Here is a 21,155-nt window from a genome sequence, read left to right as displayed (position 1 = left end):
CCTTTGCAGACTTTTGAGGATTCCATACTTTTAGCAAAAGAAAAGCTCATCGAATACAATGAGCTTAAAGGTTCTTTTCAAGTGTCAGATTAACCACAACTGTCAGGTTAAGTAGTGGCTAGTACATTTAAACTTATATCTAATAATTGGGATTTTGTTGCTTATACAACAGGAGGAGATGCCACAACAGTAACTTCTATTGAAGAGTTTTATAAATGGGCTAAAAACGCGAAATGGAACCCAAATGTTGCCCAAAAGCCAATTGGCTATAAATTAAAATATTTGAAAGATAATTCATCTGCTTACATTGTTAAGAATACAACATTTACCAAAAGAGAATGTCGCCCACAACAAGCGTATAGGTTAACTTTTTTAGGTATAGGTTATACACCTCATAATGGTGAAGATTGCTCAAGGATTTATTCGTACATATCTGCTAGTCTAAAAGAGGTTGATAATTCTGGAGGTGTAAGAAGAACTTACAATGCTAAAAACTCAGCAAACAACAAATTAGTGGAGTGGGGAAACTATAAAAGTAAAGAATGGCCAAAAAGACATCATGAAGCTGTTAGCAATAGCTTTAAAGTAACGGAATTCAATGAAGGTAAACTGCTCTCACAAAGAGAATCACTTACTTTTTATATAGACCCAAATTCTGAAAACAATAATTTACTAGAGCTAGACCTAAATCTATATTTTAAATCATGCCATAAGAATGATGGCATTTCTGGTTGGAATTGTAATGTAAGAATGCCCAATGATAAACCCACAAACAAATATTTTAAAATTAAAAGTGATTTATTTAATAACAGCTTTGATAAAAAGTCTGCATACTTTGATTCTGGTTATATAAATGGGTCTCAAAATCATAAATGGAAGGCATATTTTAAAATTGAAAAGCTATAGCAGTATCATTATACATAGACTGTAATAGTTAAGATTTAATTTGACAATTTTGATTACAATTATATTTCTATTCCGCCAGAACTTATTCCCTTTTCAATAACTCTTTTAAGCTTCTTAAATGCCTTGAATGCCAATTGTGCCTTATTGGTAGGAATGTTGGGAATATGAATCCCTGATTTGTGCAACAGTTTAAAGGCGACCTGCTTTTGTGATGTGGATAATCCTGCCATGATAGCAAAAAACTTCTTTGGGTCTTTTACAAATAGGTTTTTGCCCCGATAGCTCTCCACAAAATTTCGGTCATAGCCAAACTTCTTGTCAAAGGTCTTTTCTGCTGTTTTAAAGAACTTGTCTCTATCAAATCCCCGCTTTATATCCTTACCGTTCAGTTCCGTTTCTGATGCCTTGTACTTAGAACCAGGGGAAAGGCTGTAGGAATTGGTCATATCCCTTCTGCTTACTATGATATGGATATGGGTCTGGTGCCCTTCCTTTTTCATACCATTTACAATACGCTTACCGTTTTGTTGGTACGGGGCTTCCCTTTCCAATTTGGCTATCCTCAATTTCAATCTATCCACATTTCCTTTTTGCTCACCCCGTTCTATTTGCCGTATCTCATTTTTAAGTTCCAATATCTTATTGGCATAAGGTTGGTTTTCTTGTATTTTTTTGTCCGTTTCCTTATAAAATCGTTCGTGTTCAATCTTGGCATAATACTTAATATCATCAACGGTCTTTTTAGGTTCCCTGTTAAAAGAATCCGCATAGGCTTTCATAAGCTCTCGTGTGTATTCACGTAGTTTTTCAGGGTCGTTGCCAATTTGCTTTATTTCCCTTTGAGTGGGACTGACCACCATTGAATAAAATTTGGGGTCATCCTTCCCAAGTTTAGCGGTGTTACCATCTATCTCCCGTACCACTTCTTCAAGCTGTACGCTATCTTCGGTCTGGTTAAAAAAATACTCTTGTTCCTCTGGAGTCTTGCCCTCGTTTTCTTTTTCAAGATAGTTGGCCAAATTGCGAACACTACCCTTAAAGCCTCCTCCCTGATATTGTGCGGATATAGCGATGTACATAATTTATAGATTTCTTATTTCTCTTTTGAATTTTTCGATTTCTCCCTCGGTAAGCTCCAAACGGAAATAGTTTTTTCCGAAGCTGCTTTTTATAAGCTTTACATTGTCCAGAACATATCCAAAGTCTTTTTTTATTAAACCCATTTTATCTTCCAACCGTTCATAGCGAATTTTAGGTACTGTGGTCTCGATATGCACCTCATCCCCTAAAGGTTTACATTCAATCTTTTCAATCCATTTTACCATCTCGTCTTCCTCCTCTGATTGCCCCTCAAACAAGGACAATAGCATAGCATTAGTGGGCTTGGTCTGGTTCTTTTCTATGTCTTTGATAATGGCTATCATGGCTTCGGTACGTTTTCGGTTCTTTAGGATTTCCTGTACCATGCTTTTTCCAAACCTGTCATCTGGTAAAAACCCGTGCCACTCGAAAAAATCCATGACCATATCCAAAGTCCTAGAATAACTTTTACTTACCTTGATTGAAAAGCTTTTGAACCTTGATAGGGTCTTGTTTTTTATCCGTACCGTTTTAAATGCGTCCATATTGTGACAATTTTTTTCTGTGTTTTTAAGGGTTTCCAAAGGTTTTGTTACAATCATTTTATTACATCCAAATCCTCTAAAAACCTTAATCCCTTATAAACAAGGGCTTTGCGAAGCAAATAGATACGTAACGGGGCGTCAGCCCGTTACCCTCTTGCTCTACAAATTCTGCCCCGAAACCTCGGGGCAAAATTCTCCGACAACTGATTTTCTCATCAGTTGCTTTTTTTACGGAATCAAAAATTCCGTTATCTGTTTTCGATGGGTACGGTCATTAGGAAAGTCAAATCAATAATGGATTGACCGTACTTAAAACTGCTGAAATTCAGCTTTATAAATGTAGTCTATAATTTTCTGAAATCGAAATGACATTTGGTTTCAAATGAATCGTTTTGATACTAAAAAATATGGATTCCATAATTATCAATTGTTCCAACCTCAAATTGCTAATCGTGGATAAAAAAATCATTAAAAAAAATAATGATGGTGTAACGCTTGTTGAACTGGAAACAACTCGACCACCGGAAGAGTTGTTCTATTTCAACAATGCCCAATCAACCAACTTGTAAAATGCAGATATATTCTAATGACACTCATACTCAATCAATCTTCTACATTGGATTGGAAAATTAGTATGGTTAAATACACTTGGGCATTAAAATAATAAGTTATCCACCGTTGTCCTTTTTATGATCAGGTTGTTGTGCAGAACTTTGGCGAAGCTTTTCTCTGTATTTAAAACAAAGATTATGATGTAATTCACGGTAGGTTTCATAATCGACAACCCTATAGTCTTCCCATTCACCAGTATGTTTTTTTTCATCCCAATTCAGTGGTACATGTTCCATATGGAAATCCATGCATTTTGAATCCAATAACTTATTCAATGATTCATCATACAGCCTAAGAGCTTCATCATTAGCAAGGAACAAGAAAATATTATCACTTCTTGACATAAGTATATTCAATTTTAAACATAGAAAAATTACTACAATACAAAGTTAGCAATTGCAAGCAACAATACCGCCGTATACGGCGTAATTAATTTAATTGCTTTTGTGTTTCTTCCCAACTATGTCAAAAAACGAAAACATTGAGCGTAGAAAACGTATCGCAAAGCGTATCAAAGAATTGCGCTTAAAAGCCAATTATACAAGTCATGAAACTTTTGCAACCGATAACGGTTTGTCCAGAAGAAACTATTGGGCAATTGAAAATGGCAATGATTTTAAAATGTCCACACTTTTAAAACTCACCAAAATTTTTGATGTTTCACTGGAAGAGTTTTTTAAAGATTTAGACTAGCCCTCAAACTTTGGATAACTTGCTTTGGATTTTCTGTCCAATAAGATCATTGAATTTCACAAATACCTCTCTAATCGATGCATATCCTCGCTTACCTTTCTTTCTATAACCCTAGCATAAATTTGAGTGGTCGTTATCTTGGAGTGCCCCAACAGTTTTGAAACGGTCTCAATGGGTACACCATTACTTAAGGTAACCGTGGTGGCAAAGGTGTGCCTTGCTATATGGAAAGTGAGGTTTTTGTTGATATGGCATACATCAGCTATCTCCTTTAAATAGGAATTCAGTTTCTGGTTTGAAATCGGCGGGAATATTCTTTTAACCCCTCCTTTATTCGGATGGTCTTTATAGCTATTTACAATATCCAGAGCCTTTGGCAATAATGGAATCCTAACGGGAATACTTGTTTTTTGCCGATAGGAGCTTATCCATTGTTTCCCATCTATTCCAATACAGATACTATCTGTTGTAAGGTTCATCACATCGCCATAGGATAATCCCGTGTAACAACTGAACACAAACAAGTTCTTAATGAGTTGTAGCCTTTCAATAGTAAACTGCTTCTGCTCAATGGCCTGTAACTCATCTAATGTAAGGTATGCCCTTTCCTTTCGTACATACTTTGCCTTGAACTTTATAAATGGGTCTTTATCAAGCCATTCCATCTTATGGGCCAAATTTACAAGCTTCCTAAGCCGTTCTATGTGTTTCATGACGGTATTGTTGCCCATATCTTTTTGATGGCGTAAAAAACGCTCAAAATCTATGATGAACTTGTAATTGAGTTCTGAAAGGTATACATCTGTAGTCCTGTGTTTTTGTTTTAGAAAACGGAAGATATACTTATGGGTGGTGAAATAGTTCTTTTGTGTTCCCCATCGCAACGTATCCTTCATATGCTCTTTATGATATTCGATGATGTCGGATATGGCATACCTGTTTTCTCCGTTACCTAGAAAATGGGTCTTGATAAGTTGAGGGGAAACCAATTTGTTTGCACTCTTTAATTGTTGGTAACATTCAAAAAGTCGGGAATGTACCCCATCAAGATAGTTGTTCACTTGCTTGGCTTCAATTCCAAAACCTTTCAACCTGCTTTTTGTAGTGTCCCAATCTGTAACGGTCACTTTTCGTTTAAGGGAAATTTCGGCACGTCTACCGCTAACAGTTACACGTGCGTAAAGTGGGGCTTTGTTGTTCTTTTTATTGGCCAGTTTCAGCCAAAAAAGAACACTGAATGTGTGAATAGTCTGCATACTTTCATTTTTAAAAATTAAACATCTCAAAACGAAAGTCAAATCAAAGAAGCTCGGTTACCATTTTTAACCATTTTAGAACAAGGTAACCGAATAGGTAACTTATTTTACCATAACAATTCAAATTAAATGATTGCCTTAAAACGACAAAAACTTGGTAATCATACGATTACCAAGTTTTTGTCACTAATTGATTTTCTAAAAAGTCGGGGTGGCAGGATGACAACCTATCCTCCCTATCCCTTTAAAACCGAAGCTTTATCTGTTTTTAACAAATATTGTTCCCGATTTGTTTCCTTTTTAACTGGATTAACTTGTGTTAATATGATTTAAAGATACAAAAATCAAAGGCCAAAAGCAATGGGAAACATTAATAAATAAAGGTGGCTCCAAGTCTTTACAAATAGGTTTAGTTATCCGAAATAGAAAGGAACTCTGTTCAATTAGAAACACTGAAATCCATCTAGAGGATTTTGATAATGGAGTACCAGATCAAGTAAATGGATAGATTACAAGCTCAAAGTAACTGATTGTTAACCAGATTATAGTAGTGCCCTTTCTGACCAAGTAAATCTGTATGAGTACCTTCTTCAAGAACAACACCATTATCTAAAACTACAATTTTGTCAGCGTTCTTAATTGTACTAAGCCGGTGGGCTATTACCACAACAGTTTTATTTTTAGTCGCAGAAATTAAGTTGTTTATTATGATTCGCTCATTTTCTGAATCCAACGAATTTGTAGCCTCGTCGAAAAATATAAAAGAGGGATCTTTATATAAGGCCCTGGCGATCAGCAATCTCTGTTTTTGCCCTTGACTCAAGCCTTTTCCCTGATTACCTATCTTGGTTTGATAATTTAAAGCCTGACCTTCAATCCATTCTTTAATATTCGCTATATCAACAACTTCATGCAATCTCTTTATGTCCACTTTACCTTGTGTCTTAAGAATGATATTGTTGAGTATGGTGTCATCAAATATATAGTTGTCCTGCATTACCACACCACAATTCTCCCTCCAATAATAATCTCCAATAGATTGCAGGTCAATACCTCCAACTTTTATTTGACCTTCAGTTGGCGGATATAGTTTAAGTAATAATTTCAATAATGTTGTTTTACCGCTACCACTGGCCCCGACAATCGCTGTGGTAGATTTATGGGGGATTTTCAAATTGATCCCGTTTAAAACTTTATCGGAAAACTCTTTTTCATACTGAAAACTCACATTCTCAAATACCAATTCTCCGTTGTGTGGAATCCTTTGGCTTTTTAAAGAAGTTTCTTCCTCCTTGTTGTTGACCACCTCGCTTAATCGTTCCAGACTTATTTTAGCATCTTGATAAGAGTGCGTCATTTTTAGAAATACACCTAATGGTGCTTGAATTTGCCCCATAATAAATTGAATGGAAAGCATCATTCCGAAAGTAATTGAGCCTTCTATAACAGCGGTTGCAACCATAATACTGACCAAAATTCCAAATAGGGAATTGATTATCGTAGCACCAGTTGATTGAAACTGACCCAAAAGCAGAATCTTTTTACTTAGGCGATAGGCCTTAGATTGTACTTTTTCCCATTCCCATCGTTTTTCTTTCTGGATATTGTTAAGTATAATCTCTCTCGAACCATAAACCAGTTGTAATAGTTTGTTTTCACTTTCCGCACTTATCTCAAAACTCTCATAATCGAACTTCCTCCTTTTCTTTAAAAACAGTAAAATCCATCCTATATAGGCAAGATTCCCTAATAGAAAGACCAAGAATAACTTATAATCATAATAAGCGAGTATAAAAGAATAGATAATAAAGTTAAATACGGAAATGGCAATTGAAAAAAACATCTGGTTGATAAAACTTTCAATCCGTGAATTATCCCCTATTCTTTTTAATATATCGCCTGTACTTTTAAGCTCAAAAAAACTTAAAGGCATTGTCAGCAATTTTGCAACATAGCCAATTACAAAAGATAAACTAATTCTGATGCTTAGATGAAGGGATATCCAAGCCTGAATAAAACTAACAAATACCGTACCCGCAGTTAGCATAAACTGCGAGGCAAGAATCAAGTATATGAAATTTATGTTTTTGCCAAGTATTCCAATATCCACAACTGATTGTGTGATAAACGGCGATAATAAGCTGACCAAACTGGAAAAGATGATCGCAAAAAAAAGTTGGACCAACAAATTTTTATGAGGAATAAAATACTTGATGAAATATGAGAATGTGGCTCTTTCTTCTTCCTCATCGTCAACGTAGAATTTGGGTGTTGGATTTAGCAAAACAACGGTTCCCTTGCCATTCTCGGCACACCATTTGTCTTTAATCTCATGGTGGTTTAACTTTTTAAACCCCGCACCTGGATCGGCCAGATATACGTACTTTTTGTTTGCTTTGTAAAGTACCACCAGGTGATTGTTGTTCCATGTTATTATGCATGGTAAAGGAGCTTTTTTAGTTAAAGTCTCTAAATCCACTTCTGAAGTGAAGGTTTTCAATCCCAAGCTTTCAGAAGCATGGGTCAAACCCATCAGGGTAACCCCATCTTTAGTGATATAGCTCAGTTTTCTGATTTTTTCCAATGATATTTCCTTGCCATAATACTTGGCTATCATGCGCAAACAAGTCGGGCCACAATCCTTAACATCAAACTGTTGGTAAAATTTGAACCTAGGCATTGGATTTAATTTTTAAAAATGTTTTCAAATTGAAAGAACATTCGTTTCAAAAGACTTTGGTCTTTGGTAATTATGCTGGCCGTTGCATCTAATCTTTGCTTGAATTCAATTTTATTCTTGTAGTTTGTTTCCAATTTATTCGGGAGTTCAATGATAATATTATAGCTGTTATTCATAGGAATTTCTGAAATTCTATTTACCCTTCCATTAATGGTTCCATATTCATGATATGGAAATGCATTGAGCTTTATTATTGCATCTTGACCAACCTTTACTTTTCCGATATTTGTTGATGGAAACACACCTATGGCCTGGAGTTTATCTTCTTGAACAGGTATGATTGTAAATAACCTTTCCCCAACAGCCACAAAATCTCCTTTATTTAAATCACTAAAAAAAGATAGACGGCCTCTAATTGTGGAAACTATAAGGTATTGGGATTCCCATGACTTCAAGACACTTTTGAGTTCATTCAAAGCACCATAATATTCCAGTTTTAGTTTTTCCTCATACTCATTTTTTTGAATCTCCAATTCAATAATTTTTCCTTCAAGGTTATTTATTGATTGACTTTCCGAATGGTAATTTTTAAAATTATTTGTATGGTTCATTTGGAGTTGAAGAAGAGACTGTTTGTGATTTTCATATTCTAATTCTGAAATCACTCCTTTTTCAAATAGACTTTGGTATCGTTTAAACTTTTTTCTTTGATATTCATAGTTCTCTTTACTGCTGCCAACCAAAATCTCCGAATATTGAACTCCTTTATTGCTGCCAGCTATTGAGCTCTTAAGATTTTTAAGTCTCTTATCATAAGGTTTTTCGTTATTATAGTTTATTAGATTAAGTTTTGATAACTTATAACTATTATAAATCGATTGTATACCACCTAAACTATCTAACCATTGCCTATTGTCAGGAATACTATCTATCGATGAGGACAGCAAAAGTTCTTCTTGCAATAATTTGATCTGATGATAGGAGGCTGTATTTTCTAAAAGGAATATTGGATCACCAGGATTAATAATGTCATTTTCAGTTCGTCCGAAATCTATTTCAATAGTAGAATTGGATTTTGAGATTATGTCTATTGGTGGTTTTGGAGTCACGATACTAACATTTCCCTCTACCAAATCTGGATACTTTACAATCCAGGCAATCAATAGAATAATTAATAGACAGCATAAAATTGAACCTATACCGTACCGAACAAGCCAATTCGGCTTTCTTTCAATGATTTCATTAATATCCGAGCTTATCGTGTAGTTCAATGAGTCCTCTTCCAATCTCTTAATTTTTACTGAATTGATACAATTGGTTAAGAGCGAATGGGAAGTAGCTTTTATGTACTTCTTCAATTAAAAGTGAGCCCAGTATCGAATCCAAACAAACTTTTAACCTATACCAACCCTTTTTTTCAGAATGGGAAATGTTATTTCCAAAACCGGTCAAATGAAAAGGATGTATCGTCTCCTGGTCATAATCCAATTTGTGAAAACTATGGATGGTATCCTTTAAACTCTTATCGAGGAGGAAACCATCCACATTCTGTAATTCATTGAAAAAATTGGAAAAACTTTCCTTCTGAGAATGAAACGTTTTTGTAAATTCCTTATACTTTTTCTTTTTTGAAATCAAAAGTGCCTCAACATTTGAATGGGTTCCCATATCAAAACTTGAAGGAAACCAGCATTCAAATAAATAATTGTTGAATTCTATAAATTTTGTTGATAACGAAGCCATATAATGGTTCACTTCCAAAGCCATCAAAATGGATGTTGATTTACTAGCATTTTTCTGTAAAAGCAGCTTCTTGCACACCTGATGGATAAGATCTCTAAACGTAAAAGAAGAAAAGCATGGACTAAATATTAGTGAAATATCCAAATTAAGAGGACCATAATAACTTGTCGAGTTATCACTAATCTCAGCTAATCTTTTAGAAATAAAAGAGGTGTTTTTATTTAGTAAACCTTGATCCTGGAAGATGATTAGATATATTTGATTTATTAAACTCTCACCTTTGATCAAGTTATTCGGAACAAAGAACCAATACGTTTCAGGATTGCCAAGAAGCTTTAAAAGCTTATTTATTTGGCTCTTTAGTTTATCCATTGTAACAAAGATGTCATCATCTTGACCCAACACTTTCAGTACAAAATAATCTTCGTTTATGTAGTTTCCTGTAGCTCCTGATATGTTTAAAGTCTTTTGCGACCCGTATTTATACATTTGCTGTTTAATAGTTTCTACTATTAAACTCTTATCACCTAGACAAAAGAATTTTGAAATAGCTTCTTGAAGTTTAAAATTGAAATTGGGTTCAATTCTTTCGAGTTGCCTATAATTGATTTTGCTATTTCCCTTCCACAATCCATGGTAATAAAGAACAAAATCCATATACTTGGTAACCAGATTCAATATTATCAGATATGCCCCATCATTTGTTAAAGAGACTCCCTCCAAATCATCCAAGTAGTCCTGAACTTGAATTTTAAGTTTATGAAGAAAATCCATATTCCATTTTACCACTCCATTGTCAAATCTTTTTCTGCTAAGTGAAATTAATGAGCTGGCCACATCATCATGATCAATAACCACAACTCCTTTAGATAGCATTCCGGTGAAAATCCCATGCCCATCTTTATGGTCTAGAAGTACGATGTCATCTATTTTTTCAATAGGAATTACCATTACATCAAATAACCTGGATGAATAGATTATTCTCTCACTCTTAAACTTGTCTATATCTTTTTCCAGTATGATAATATCATAATCGGAATTTTCTGATTGTTTATTTGTTGCTTGGCTTCCCGATAATATTACATGCTTGGCCGAAGGGAAATAGTCGTTAATAAAATCAACACATATCTTATGAGTTTTTTGATTGAGCATACTTCTAATTTTAATATTATCGCTTGGCATGGCAACCTTACAAAAAGTACTTTAAATCTTGCACTGTATAACCCTTGGGTAAAATCAGGTTATTGAATGCCACTAGCGGTGTAATATCTAGTTTTTGATTTTCACACCAAGATCTATGCTGGGTTAGTATTTTCTCCGATTTTGGATTCCGGAGATTTTTGTTCCAGTATTTTTTTATCCACTTTTTTGGCGAGTCTGAGTAGTTTTTATAATAATCCCCAATCGCCTTAAGGAAATAATTTTTAGATTCATATAAATAGATATCCATCATTTTTAGGGCTATTTTATATGCGTTGCTATCATTATCAATGGGCACAAAAAATACTTCCCTGACATGTATGTCATTGAACCTTTCCATAATTTTTAATAGTGAATTATGAGCAGTTATACAGTGTTTACAGGTTGGGTTTATAATAATACAGATGTTCTTTTCGCTATTGTTCTTGCCATAGGAAATCATATTCCCTTCCAACGAATCATAGGAGATTGCTCTTTCATTTTTCCAGTACATTGAAAATACCCTTGGATCATATTTGAAAGTTCCAAGCACCTGAATTTTGTTTTTCACAGCATGAATTCCTTTTATTAAAGGGAGTACATAGCTGACACCAATCGCAGTTATAAGTAGAATACAGAGAGTATGGAAAAGCGCGGCAAGATTGACTGATATATCATCAAGTTGGGCCAAAAAAAGTATACTGTTCAGAAATAAATATGTCAATGCCGATTGTACAAACAAGCATAGCTTGCACCACTTTTTAGCTACTTTCCATTGGTAATAAATTGAGTAAAATGTATAAATGAAAGCTAATATGGAAAATATTGAGACAACGGTTAAAGAGGTTGTCGAAATCTTGAAAACGAGCAATATGCCTAAAAGTGACAAAAAGTAGGTAATGCCCACCTGACTCCATGAAACCAATCCATAAAAAGTTGCTCCTTTTGAATTCAATACCCCTGAGCAATTGATTTTTTTGTTTTTTAGGGAAGAGCAAATATTGTTTATATAGGTATTATTCTGATCAATTTCTAAAATGAGTATAAGGATGTTACACACAACACCGAACAAAATACCGACTGTGAATAAAATGCCAAAGAAATTAATGGGTGGTTGGAACAAATGAATACATAGAAGACCAAGAAACATAAGAGCTAAGGCTGGCACCCTAAATTTTGCAAATATTCTTTCAATGGTATTTATCGAATAATTCTCTTCTCTTACCTTGTCTGTTCCATCTGTGCTTGCCATTAAGATATATCCACTCCATTTCTTTAAAAACTCCTCTTTTGATTGTGTCTCGTATTGGTTGTTCCCAATAGCAAAAACAACGCGGCTATCAGTAACCGCTTTTACGACCAAAAGTAAGCCGTCATAATCCGTAAGGTGTACGATAAACGGAGCGGGTACAGTTTCTTTAATTTTTTCATATGAAGTTTTGAATATGACATTTTTGACCCCTAAATCATCAAGACCGTATCCGATTGAATCAATATACGGGAAGTATGGCTCTTGCTTAAGTTTATCAATTGTGGCATTGGTATACTTAATGCCAAGTTCATCCAATAGAATTCTGAACACCACAGGGGTGTTGTCATTAATCAATCGTTCCATAATAATTCATTATTTTATCAAAATCTCAAGTAAGCAAACAAGGATTCAGACATCTCTAAAGTATCCTTTTACACTGCATTTTTTTTGCAGTGTAAACATTTTATAAAGAAAATTAACTTGTTAAAACTTTAATCTTTTTTAAGGATAGATAAATTCCGATTACACAAGTGATATAGATAAGAATTCCTATAAGGAAGAATGAATTTGTTGATTGATACGTAGTTATTGCAGTTACACTTACAAATAGATTGTATAATCCATGAACTAAAATATTAAGCCAAAGTGACCTGGTCAAATGATATAGGTATGTATAAATGAGGCCAACAAAGAAATAAGCTAATAATCCTTCCAAATCCAAATGAGCTAAAGCAAATAGCAAGGATGTTATTATAATGCTAGTTGGCGCATTATATTTTACAAGTAGTTTTCTAAAAATAATACGCCTATACAAGACTTCTTCTAGTAACGGGGCTGTAAATATTGAAATAACTGTAAAAGTCCCTGTATAAAAATCAGAATCAAAAGGGTTCTTTAAAGCTAGGAATTTTAGTTCATTTTTTACTAAAGAATCCCAAAAAGGTTTATCAATTGAAACTTGTATTATATAAAGAAACAATACTAGAGCAAATGCGTTTAAGACAATATTAAGCTTGCATTTTTCAAATTTGAACTGTAAGTGTATATTGAACCATTTCAGTGTGAAAAGAATTCCTAGAACAAAAATCAACTGATGACTGACTAATAAAATTATGCCCTCTTGTTCATATGATAAGAAGTTAAATTGGGTTAATGCAAAAAGAACTAAAAGGTGCAATACTTGCATTGAAACATATAATCCGGCAAAATAGAATAAATCTTTATGTTTTTTAATTAAGTTCATTTTCATCTGAGGTTAGGAAGTTTAAAACAAAATTATAAACTAATTATCTTTTAAAATGTTAAGTCGTTCACAAGCAAAATGAACGACCTAACGTATTATTATTTTTTTAATCAAAAAAATTATCGACAGTTATCATTATAACTTTTCCAAACCTTATGTCTAAGCTCGGGACGATATTGTCCACCGCATCCAGACCGATGCAAATATTTATCTCTCAAATAAGTTCCCCATCCAGGTTGCACAACACCTCTGGGAGATTCAGCTTCTGAACAGGCAGCACATTGCTGATCAACCCACTCACCAGTTTTTGGACCTACTTGTGCTCCACCTCCACTACCACGATCGTCTCCAGGGCCACCGGATCCTCCAGTTGGAAAAGCAATACCGCCACCGCTATCGTTGTTGTTTCTTCTACTTCCAACAACCACTACTTCCCGCATATCATTACAGCCTCCAAATCCGTCATCACCGTATGGGCAATTTCCATAACGAGTCTTTTTTTCATTCAAATTAATTTCGGGTAAATCCAAAATAATTTCATCAAAAACTTTCTTCATTTTAATAAGTTTTAAATTTATATTTCCGGTATAATTTTGATTATACCTTGTTTTAATAATCATTTATTGCGCACCTAAATGATTTTATCTTCGCTAAGGTAATTGTGCCTACTGCATAAAGCTTGCAGTGTGAAATCGGATTCAATTATTATATTGAATATTACCGATTTTCATTGATCTATAGTGAAAGGAAATGATTTATCATCCGTAAAAAGAGGACTTAGTGTTTTTTTCAAAATAGCTGCCACCAAAAACTTCTGTAACTTCTTCGTCGCTTATAATCGATACTGAAATACTTACTTGCAATTGAAAATCATTAAGATAATAATATGTCTTTCTACTTCTATCATAACAGATATTGGCGTTGAAATCTTTTAGTTGTTCGATTAAGTTGTAAATAAGTCGTTCGCTGACTCCCATTTGATTTGCCAACTCATATGGAGATCCCGTATTTTCATTTTCAATTAAAAGATGTATTTGTTGTAGGCGCTCTAGGTTCTTAACAGTTTTCATGGGCTTAATTTTGAATCGTCCAAATATTATGTTGATTCCTTCAATTGTATTATCGGTGAATTTCAGAAGAAAGCAAATGCAGCCTCCTATATTAAGCCCACAGAGATGAATGATTATAATTCGATATTCTTGTAGGCTTATCGTGATAAATTTTTGGAGAAATCATGAAGTAAATTTGCTTTCTCTAGGCAAGTTTTGCAACTAAGGGTTATTGCGATTTATAAAATCCAGACTTGATTTATAAATTGCCCATATTTTTTGTCCTTTTTTGATTCCATTTGATATAACTGTTTGAATATGATTGTTCGTTAAGTGAGTTATATCTTGAATTGTAAATAAGGTTTCAAAATCAGCTCGATTTATAAAGTGCTTACATTCAATTTTTTATTTAGGCTCTACTTTTCTCATATTTGATTTGCACAAAACTTTAGAGAAGAAACGTAAACTTCGATATTCGGATACCTCAAAATCATCAGGCCTTCTTATGTGCTAATATTTAGGATATGGAAAGAAAAAAGCATGATGACTATCTGAAAAGCCAAATCATGGAAATTGAATCCAGACACATCAATATATTTGATGCTTGTAAGGAGATTATTCCTGTTTGTAGAAAGTATCTATTAACGCTAAGAGATAGGGTAGCTAGCGAAGGATTTCAAGATGAAAGTGAGGAAATATATTTCTTTAAGTTCACAAAACAAATTCCAATGATAAATCTTATCTATTATTCTGAGGTACAGGACTTTGAAACCTATTTTCCAATGAATAGTCCTAAGGAACAAAAAAGACTCATCAAAGAGAAATCCAGGGAGTTAAATCAGTTTTTTCGAATGCATTCGGAGCTTGTCAAATATGTTAGATTGGAACAAACCCATTTCGATAAACAATTCTTTACTAGAAATTGTGCTGATTTTCATTCTGGCCAGACCAAACCATTTTATATCCTTGATCCAGTCTTTAATACTTCTCACGATTATCTATTGGCAAAAATAAAGGCATTTCAACGTATATCGCTTTATTTTCAAAACAGATGCAAAAATAATGAAAAGACCATAAGAATGGATAATTTGCGATGGACTTCAACCAAGGTGTCTTTGACTGAATTGGTCTATGCTTTATATCATTCAGGGGCTGTAAATAATGGAAAAGCCGATATTAAGCAAATTGCAAATGCTTTTGAAAAAGTTTTCAATTTCAGTTTAGGAGATTTTTATCGTACGTATATTGAAATACGTTCGAGAAAAAAGGACAGAATGAAATTCTTAGATGAAATCAATTACATAATGTCCAGGAAAATGGAACAAGGAGACGCCTAGTTTCAGTTCTTCAATAGAAGACTTCACAACCAGCTAAAGTTCCACATCAAAGCAGATATATTGAAAGGTTCAAGGAAGAATCTTAAAGGTATGTCCCTTTAAAACATTATTTATTTAAACCACTAAACGAAAAGGGGTAAGTCTTCAGAACGGGTAAGATTTCTCAATGCATTGAAAAAATCTTTAATTTTTCATTTGAGAGTTGATAATTAATTTTAAGAATTAATCTTACTTAGAGAGCTCTTGGTTTAAAAAGAAAATTGCTTTTCCAAAATCTACTGTATAGTCATCATAATCATGACCTACACCAAAATTTACATTCAGCAAAATAGGTTTCGATTTATCTACTTGAATTGATTGAAGAATGGCTATATATTTGGAGGGCTCACTGATAGGAATTAACTCATCCTCATCTCCACACATTAAGTAGGTTGCAGGATAATCTGCCGTTTTATCTATGTTTAGAACAGGATCTAAAGCTAAGAGAGATTTAAAGCCTTCTTTTGTTTCCGTAGTTCCAAAATCATATGCATTATCATCCTCAGTATAATTGGGATTATCGGCTATTCTAATTGGGTTTAAGGTCAGATTAATTCCAGAAATTGCTTTAAATAAATCAGGTCTTTCATTTATTGCCATAGCTGCACTTATACCTCCGGCGCTTTCCACTAAGATACCTAATTTTTCATTATTAATAATCTGGGACTTAGTATATTCGGAACAGGCAATCAAATCTTTCCAAGAATTAATTTTTTTGTCCATTATGCCTTCTTCATACCACTTGTGGCCTTTTTCACCACCACCTCTTATGTGTGCTACCACTAATACATTATTCTGTGATACAAAATCTAAAAGCATTGAATCGTAATAAGCATCCAAAGAATAGCCATATGCTCCATACGCTAAAATGATTGCTTTAGAATCCCTTGATGGAGTATAATTTTTTGGCTTGACTACAGACATCGGAACAAGAGTCCCATCGTAACTTTCAACCTGAAGTACATCAACTTCTATGTCACTCAGTTCCTCTATATTTTTTCGTCCAAATTTCCCAATAATGTGGTAGTTGTTCATGCTTCCATTGACGATGGCTTCCGTTTTATTTATATTCCATCCTTCGTAAACTATACTGATTGAATCTGAAACTCCCCAAGAAGACTTGAAATTAATACTTCCTATAGGGTAATTCAATGGAATCTTGGAAATCTCAGACTTATTTTTCTTTAAAAACATTTCTTCTGTAATCCCATTTGATAAAGTATAAAAAATCCCTTGGGCACTAACCGAAAAATCATCAATAGATTTTCCCTCTTCAGCTTTGACAATAATATTGGGATTTTTTATGTCTAAATTATCAACGGGAGAACTGGCTAAAACTATTTGGCCATTTTTTACCTGCTTATAAAAAGCACTTGATTCATCAAATTCTGCATAATAGATGATACTGTCGTTTTTGTCGAATAATTTTTCCCAATCGAATTTTCCGACTTTAGCCAAAGAGGTAATATCAAGAGAGAAGCAATTATAGTGTTCAGATGCATCCGCTTCATAGACGAAGAGCTTATTGGGTTGCTTTGGGTATGTGTAAGAAACTGGTATGCCGTTGGGATTTACTTTATTTATATTTACTTTATCAGAATAGACAATCTTATTGCTATTATTTGCTATATTATGAATCCTGACATACGCATCATTAAAAGAATCTGATTCTGGGAATCCGGTATACGTGAAGCTATTGTTGGGTAACCACTGAACCCAATCCAATAAATCAGAGTGAAAATCCTTTAATCCAGTATTGACTAATTTTTGTTTGATTACATTATAAACGAAAATAGTTTCCTCTTGATTCTCAAAATGAGTTATCATTATGTATTTGCCATCTGGCGAGGGATTGTAATAACTTAGAGATATTTTTTCTTGGGATTTTGAAGGGTCGAAAACTACATTTTCCAAGTTTGTCCTTAAATCATATGAATAGAGGATTGAAATCGAGTCACTGTCTTTCGTGTAATAGTATAGTCCATTATCTGCCGTTTTCACCATTTGAGGTCGAGCACTCCCAACTGAATTTAATTTCTTGTGACGGTTAATAAAGTCAGAGAATTCATTTCTTTTAAAATATTTTTCGGATATGGAATCTTGTTTCCGTAACCAAAAGTTGTTTTCCTTCAAATCTTCAAAATTCTCAAGGTTGCTGAACTCATTCTGATAGTTCAAACCAAACTTTTCTACTTTTTCAGTTCTGTTGGTTATGGTTGGGTATTCATAGTTGTGTTCTCCACTTCTACAACAGATAAAGACGGTTAAGGCAAGTAAGTATACGATTTTTTCTCTCATAAATATAATTTACCCCGCAAGATAGCGGGGTTAATAAAAATAATATTTTAGTGGCGCATCTTTACCATTTTTTTCTTTTTAATGACAGGGCCACCACTTCCTCCTTTGATTAAATGTAAGCTTTCAATTTTTTTAGTTTTCAATTCATTTGCCACTTTACTTAAATTTTTCATGTCATTCAATTTTAATTAATATTCGGTTAAACTATTAAAGATATTGGGCAATTCATAAAATCAAAAAATGCATTTTATAAATTGCTTGTTTTTAATTCTTTCAAAAATTTTGCAGGAGATACATTTAATTTTTTGTGCATTACCCTTCTTAGTACGTCCACCGAATTAAACCCGTACATTTCAGCTATTTGAATTTGGGATTTATTTTCAACTTTTGAAGGGTTTTTTCTAAGGTCGTTTATCAAGTAAGTAATTCTAAGATCTTTTAAATAGTCGGGGAAACTCTGATTCTTATACTTATTTACCACTTGCGACAAATAGGTGTCGTTTGTCCATAATTTTTTGGCAAGTGTTTGTTGTGTAATTGAATTGTCTAGAAACCCATTTTCAGACTCCCAACTATTTAAATTATTGAGTACATCTTCCAATCTCTCATCAATTAAATTTACTTTATGGTTTGAAGCTTTTGGTACAACTCCCTTTCGAATCACTTCTTTTAACCTTCTTTTTGTTGCTCGAAATCTGTAGATAACAATTGCTAACGCTAATACTGTAATAATTAACAAAACCAGAGAAACCTTTGTGAAGTAGACCTTTTTCTTTATTTCTTTTTGGAGAACTTGTTTATCATTTAACAGCCTGCTCACACTGAAGTCATCGCTTGATAGAAATTGCAGCTTTATTTCATTTGAGTTTTCAATGCTGTCAACTATTTTTTTTCTTTTAACCAAGTTTTTTTGGAAAGGTTTATCCTCATTTTCTATAGCCCTTTCTAATAAATATTGATAAACATTTCCAAGGTTTTGAGTGTAAGCATATTTATTATCAAATAATCCATAAATGATCTTGAAAATCGAATCTTTTTTCTTTGAATTTCCCAAATAGCCCTCAGACATTCCTATGTAATATAGTCTCTCTGAATAGTCATGATTACTTTCTTCTAAATCGATTTCATACAGAATTTCTTTTGATTTAAAATAATTTCCCATATAATAATTAATCTGACCTTCTAAGGAATTAAAATCAATCTTCCAGCTTTCTTTATCAACAGATTTCTCTATAAAAGGCTGTGCCCTTTTCACATAATACAGAGATGAATCCGTATCTCCATATTCCAAATGATGAATTGCAATGTTATCGATACAGATTAAAAGTTGCTCAACAAAGTCGTCCCCAAAAGCATCTTCATTTTGCTCCATAAGTTTCAATGCTTGATTATTTAACAGGACAGCCTCATAATCTTTTGAGTATGTGCCCTTGACACTTCCCATCGCGTTAAGAAAGTTAACCGTCAAGACTATATCACTTATTCTCTTGGCCCTTTTATAGCCATTGATAAAAGCTCGCATTGAATTAATTGGATCTTCAACGTTATAATAAGCAACCCCTTTTGTATAGTATTGCTTTGCATAGAGGGGATGTTCTGAATTGTTGTCTACTAATTTTAAAACGCTGTCTGAAAAATGAACATTTTTTGGGTAGTCACTTACCAAGGATAGTAATCTGTATACTTTAATTTTTAATTTTTCACTATTAGATTCATTTAACCTATTGTGTAGCTCTTTTAAAATTATAGGATTGCAGAATCTTTCAGTAAAATACAAATTACTTTCGTCAAATTGCAGTAATCTCTCATTTTCAAATGATTGCAAAAGTTCAATCGTATTTTGACAGTTATCTTGGGCTATAGTAGACCCAAAACCCATGAGAAAAATGGCAAAAAAGAAAATCCTTCTCAAAAATTCAGAATTCATGGTTCTTACGATTATTCTCATTTAGATAATTCAATTACGTTTTTAAATCGTTCCATAAAGCTTTGAACTGATAAAATATCCTCTCAATCAAAGAGGACTCTCGCAAAATTATTTTTGCATTTCCAAACATTTCCTGTTTGAACTCTATTTCTTTTCCATAAGTTGTAACCAGTTCAGGAATACTAATGTATGCTGAATAGTACAGTTCGTCGCCTTTTTTTGGGGTTTCTGAAATACTTGCCATTTTACCCGTCAATAGACCCCACTCATGATAAGGATAATTATCAAGTTTGATTATAACATTTTGCCCTACTTCAATTTTTCCTGAATTCTTTATGGGAACCTTACATTTTCCTATTAGATGATTGTTGTTTTCCGGAACAATTGTCAGAATATGTTCGCCCTCCTCTACATGTTGGTAGTTATTCCAGATATCAAAAACAGTTACCCCACCAGTTATTGGACTTTTTATGGCATAGTCATTTTCCCACTGTTCTATGGATGCTCTTAATCGTTGTTTTGCTAACTGCAAATCAGATAAGTAGGACGAAGCATTACTTATATTCTTGTTTTGGGATTTTGAACTCATGTCATTCAACTTTAAAGTGTCAACATGCAATACCTCCAACTCTTCCTGAATTTTGTTTACATCATTTTGTACAATCAACAACTCTTGTTCAATACCATCAAATTCTTGTCTTGAAACTACCCCTTTTTCTAATAATGTCTTTTGCCTGTCTCTTTTCTTTTTTGACAACAAGTAATTCCGTTGAGCGACTTGTAGTTGCCTTTCTTTTATATTGATTTGTCTTTTTAATCTTGCAATTCTAGAGTTTAAATTGTCACTTTCATTTGTTTCTTCATTTAAATTCAGATATAACAAATAGGCTTGATAAGCCTTTAGGAATTCTTGGTAGGATTGATGGATTTCAACGTCCACTTCCAAAGTGCTAGGGTAATTCTGGAATAGATTGTCTAAAGTTGAAATAGATTGTTTATTGTCACTCAAACGCTTCTTAAGAAAATAAACATCTTCATATTTTGAAGAACTTTCGATTATCGCAAGGACATCTCCTTCTTCAACATTTTTGCCTGATTCAAAATTTTGAAAAACAAGTTTGCCACTTTTCTTGCAATACAAATCAACTGGAGGATAATCACTGGTTATCAGAATTTCTGCTTGTACAACTTCATTATATTTTAAAATAAATGACAAAAAAACCATCAGAACAAAAAATAAGAAAACCACCAATGAACCTCGTCTCATTGCCCAGTTTGGTGGACGGTTTATAAATGATTCAAAAAATAATGGTTGT

General features: G+C 33.5%; 19 protein-coding genes. 4 read left to right on the top strand and 15 right to left on the bottom strand.

The features are described from left to right. Positions 1-114 precede the first annotated feature (114 nt). Positions 115-906 (top strand): hypothetical protein, encoded by a 792-nt coding sequence (locus E4661_RS13775; RefSeq protein ID WP_136468030.1) that lies wholly within the window; start codon positions 115-117, stop codon positions 904-906. 59 nt (positions 907-965) lie between these two features. Here the strand turns inward: E4661_RS13775 and mobB are convergent, their stop codons facing one another. Both mobB and E4661_RS13765 read right to left on the bottom strand, forming a co-directional pair. Then, complete coding sequence (mobB, locus tag E4661_RS13770) at positions 966-1,985, bottom strand: MobB family relaxase (RefSeq protein WP_136468029.1); 1,020 nt, start codon at positions 1,983-1,985, stop codon at positions 966-968. 3 nt (positions 1,986-1,988) lie between these two features. After that, a complete protein-coding gene (locus E4661_RS13765) occupies positions 1,989-2,531 on the bottom strand; it encodes a BfmA/BtgA family mobilization protein (protein ID WP_136468028.1) in 543 nt (180 codons plus the stop codon). A gap of 407 nt (positions 2,532-2,938) precedes the next feature. Between E4661_RS13765 and E4661_RS19085 the strand changes: the two genes are divergently transcribed. Then, complete coding sequence (locus E4661_RS19085) at positions 2,939-3,100, top strand: hypothetical protein (RefSeq protein ID WP_168796376.1); 162 nt, start codon at positions 2,939-2,941, stop codon at positions 3,098-3,100. 99 nt (positions 3,101-3,199) lie between these two features. Here E4661_RS19085 and E4661_RS13760 read toward each other — a convergent pair whose 3' ends face one another. Then, positions 3,200-3,487: a hypothetical protein gene (locus E4661_RS13760; RefSeq protein ID WP_136468027.1), complete on the bottom strand. Its 288-nt coding sequence runs from the start codon at positions 3,485-3,487 to the stop codon at positions 3,200-3,202. Positions 3,488-3,605: 118 nt separating this feature from the next. Here E4661_RS13760 and E4661_RS13755 point away from each other — a divergent pair, with 118 nt between their 5' ends. Continuing rightward, positions 3,606-3,836 (top strand): helix-turn-helix domain-containing protein, encoded by a 231-nt coding sequence (locus tag E4661_RS13755; RefSeq protein ID WP_136468026.1) that lies wholly within the window; start codon positions 3,606-3,608, stop codon positions 3,834-3,836. A gap of 56 nt (positions 3,837-3,892) precedes the next feature. On the opposite strand, the gene E4661_RS13750 is transcribed toward E4661_RS13755, so the two are convergent. The 8 genes from E4661_RS13750 to E4661_RS13715 form a co-directional block, all read right to left on the bottom strand. Continuing rightward, positions 3,893-5,092 carry a site-specific integrase gene (locus E4661_RS13750; RefSeq protein ID WP_136468025.1) on the bottom strand — a complete coding sequence of 400 codons (1,200 nt, stop codon included), beginning with the start codon at positions 5,090-5,092 and terminating at the stop codon, positions 3,893-3,895. A 517-nt stretch (positions 5,093-5,609) separates the two neighbouring features. Then, positions 5,610-7,772, bottom strand: a complete 2,163-nt coding sequence (locus tag E4661_RS13745; RefSeq protein WP_136468024.1) for a peptidase domain-containing ABC transporter — start codon at positions 7,770-7,772, stop codon at positions 5,610-5,612. A gap of 5 nt (positions 7,773-7,777) precedes the next feature. Further along, positions 7,778-9,058, bottom strand: a complete 1,281-nt coding sequence (locus tag E4661_RS13740) for an HlyD family secretion protein (RefSeq protein WP_136468023.1) — start codon at positions 9,056-9,058, stop codon at positions 7,778-7,780. Between the two features lie 4 nt (positions 9,059-9,062). Then, complete coding sequence (locus E4661_RS13735; protein ID WP_136468022.1) at positions 9,063-10,667, bottom strand: nucleotidyltransferase domain-containing protein; 1,605 nt, start codon at positions 10,665-10,667, stop codon at positions 9,063-9,065. A 37-nt stretch (positions 10,668-10,704) separates the two neighbouring features. Then, the gene (locus E4661_RS13730; protein ID WP_136468021.1) at positions 10,705-12,309 is read right to left on the bottom strand and encodes a vitamin K epoxide reductase family protein; all 1,605 of its coding nucleotides are present in this window, start codon (positions 12,307-12,309) and stop codon (positions 10,705-10,707) included. A gap of 112 nt (positions 12,310-12,421) precedes the next feature. Beyond that, positions 12,422-13,189: a CPBP family intramembrane glutamic endopeptidase gene (locus E4661_RS13725; protein WP_168796375.1), complete on the bottom strand. Its 768-nt coding sequence runs from the start codon at positions 13,187-13,189 to the stop codon at positions 12,422-12,424. Positions 13,190-13,308: 119 nt separating this feature from the next. Then, entirely contained in the window at positions 13,309-13,746 is a 438-nt protein-coding gene (locus E4661_RS13720; RefSeq protein ID WP_136468019.1) for a hypothetical protein, read from the bottom strand. A gap of 201 nt (positions 13,747-13,947) precedes the next feature. Continuing rightward, positions 13,948-14,259, bottom strand: a complete 312-nt coding sequence (locus tag E4661_RS13715) for an HTH domain-containing protein (RefSeq protein ID WP_136468018.1) — start codon at positions 14,257-14,259, stop codon at positions 13,948-13,950. Positions 14,260-14,762: 503 nt separating this feature from the next. Between E4661_RS13715 and E4661_RS13710 the strand changes: the two genes are divergently transcribed. After that, positions 14,763-15,575 (top strand): RteC domain-containing protein, encoded by an 813-nt coding sequence (locus E4661_RS13710; protein WP_136468017.1) that lies wholly within the window; start codon positions 14,763-14,765, stop codon positions 15,573-15,575. A 228-nt stretch (positions 15,576-15,803) separates the two neighbouring features. On the opposite strand, the gene E4661_RS13705 is transcribed toward E4661_RS13710, so the two are convergent. The 4 genes from E4661_RS13705 to E4661_RS13695 form a co-directional block, all read right to left on the bottom strand. Beyond that, a complete protein-coding gene (locus E4661_RS13705) occupies positions 15,804-17,747 on the bottom strand; it encodes a prolyl oligopeptidase family serine peptidase (RefSeq protein ID WP_168796374.1) in 1,944 nt (647 codons plus the stop codon). 212 nt (positions 17,748-17,959) lie between these two features. Beyond that, positions 17,960-18,085: a hypothetical protein gene (locus tag E4661_RS19580; RefSeq protein ID WP_262709925.1), complete on the bottom strand. Its 126-nt coding sequence runs from the start codon at positions 18,083-18,085 to the stop codon at positions 17,960-17,962. 74 nt (positions 18,086-18,159) lie between these two features. Continuing rightward, the gene (locus E4661_RS13700) at positions 18,160-19,860 is read right to left on the bottom strand and encodes a helix-turn-helix domain-containing protein (protein WP_136468015.1); all 1,701 of its coding nucleotides are present in this window, start codon (positions 19,858-19,860) and stop codon (positions 18,160-18,162) included. A 13-nt stretch (positions 19,861-19,873) separates the two neighbouring features. Next, positions 19,874-21,106: an HlyD family secretion protein gene (locus tag E4661_RS13695; protein ID WP_168796373.1), complete on the bottom strand. Its 1,233-nt coding sequence runs from the start codon at positions 21,104-21,106 to the stop codon at positions 19,874-19,876. Positions 21,107-21,155 lie beyond the last annotated feature (49 nt).

Origin of the sequence: Flagellimonas onchidii (assembly GCF_004804315.1) — a bacterium.
GTDB lineage: Bacteria > Bacteroidota > Bacteroidia > Flavobacteriales > Flavobacteriaceae > Flagellimonas > Flagellimonas onchidii.
This window is presented reverse-complemented; position numbering and strand designations above follow the sequence as displayed.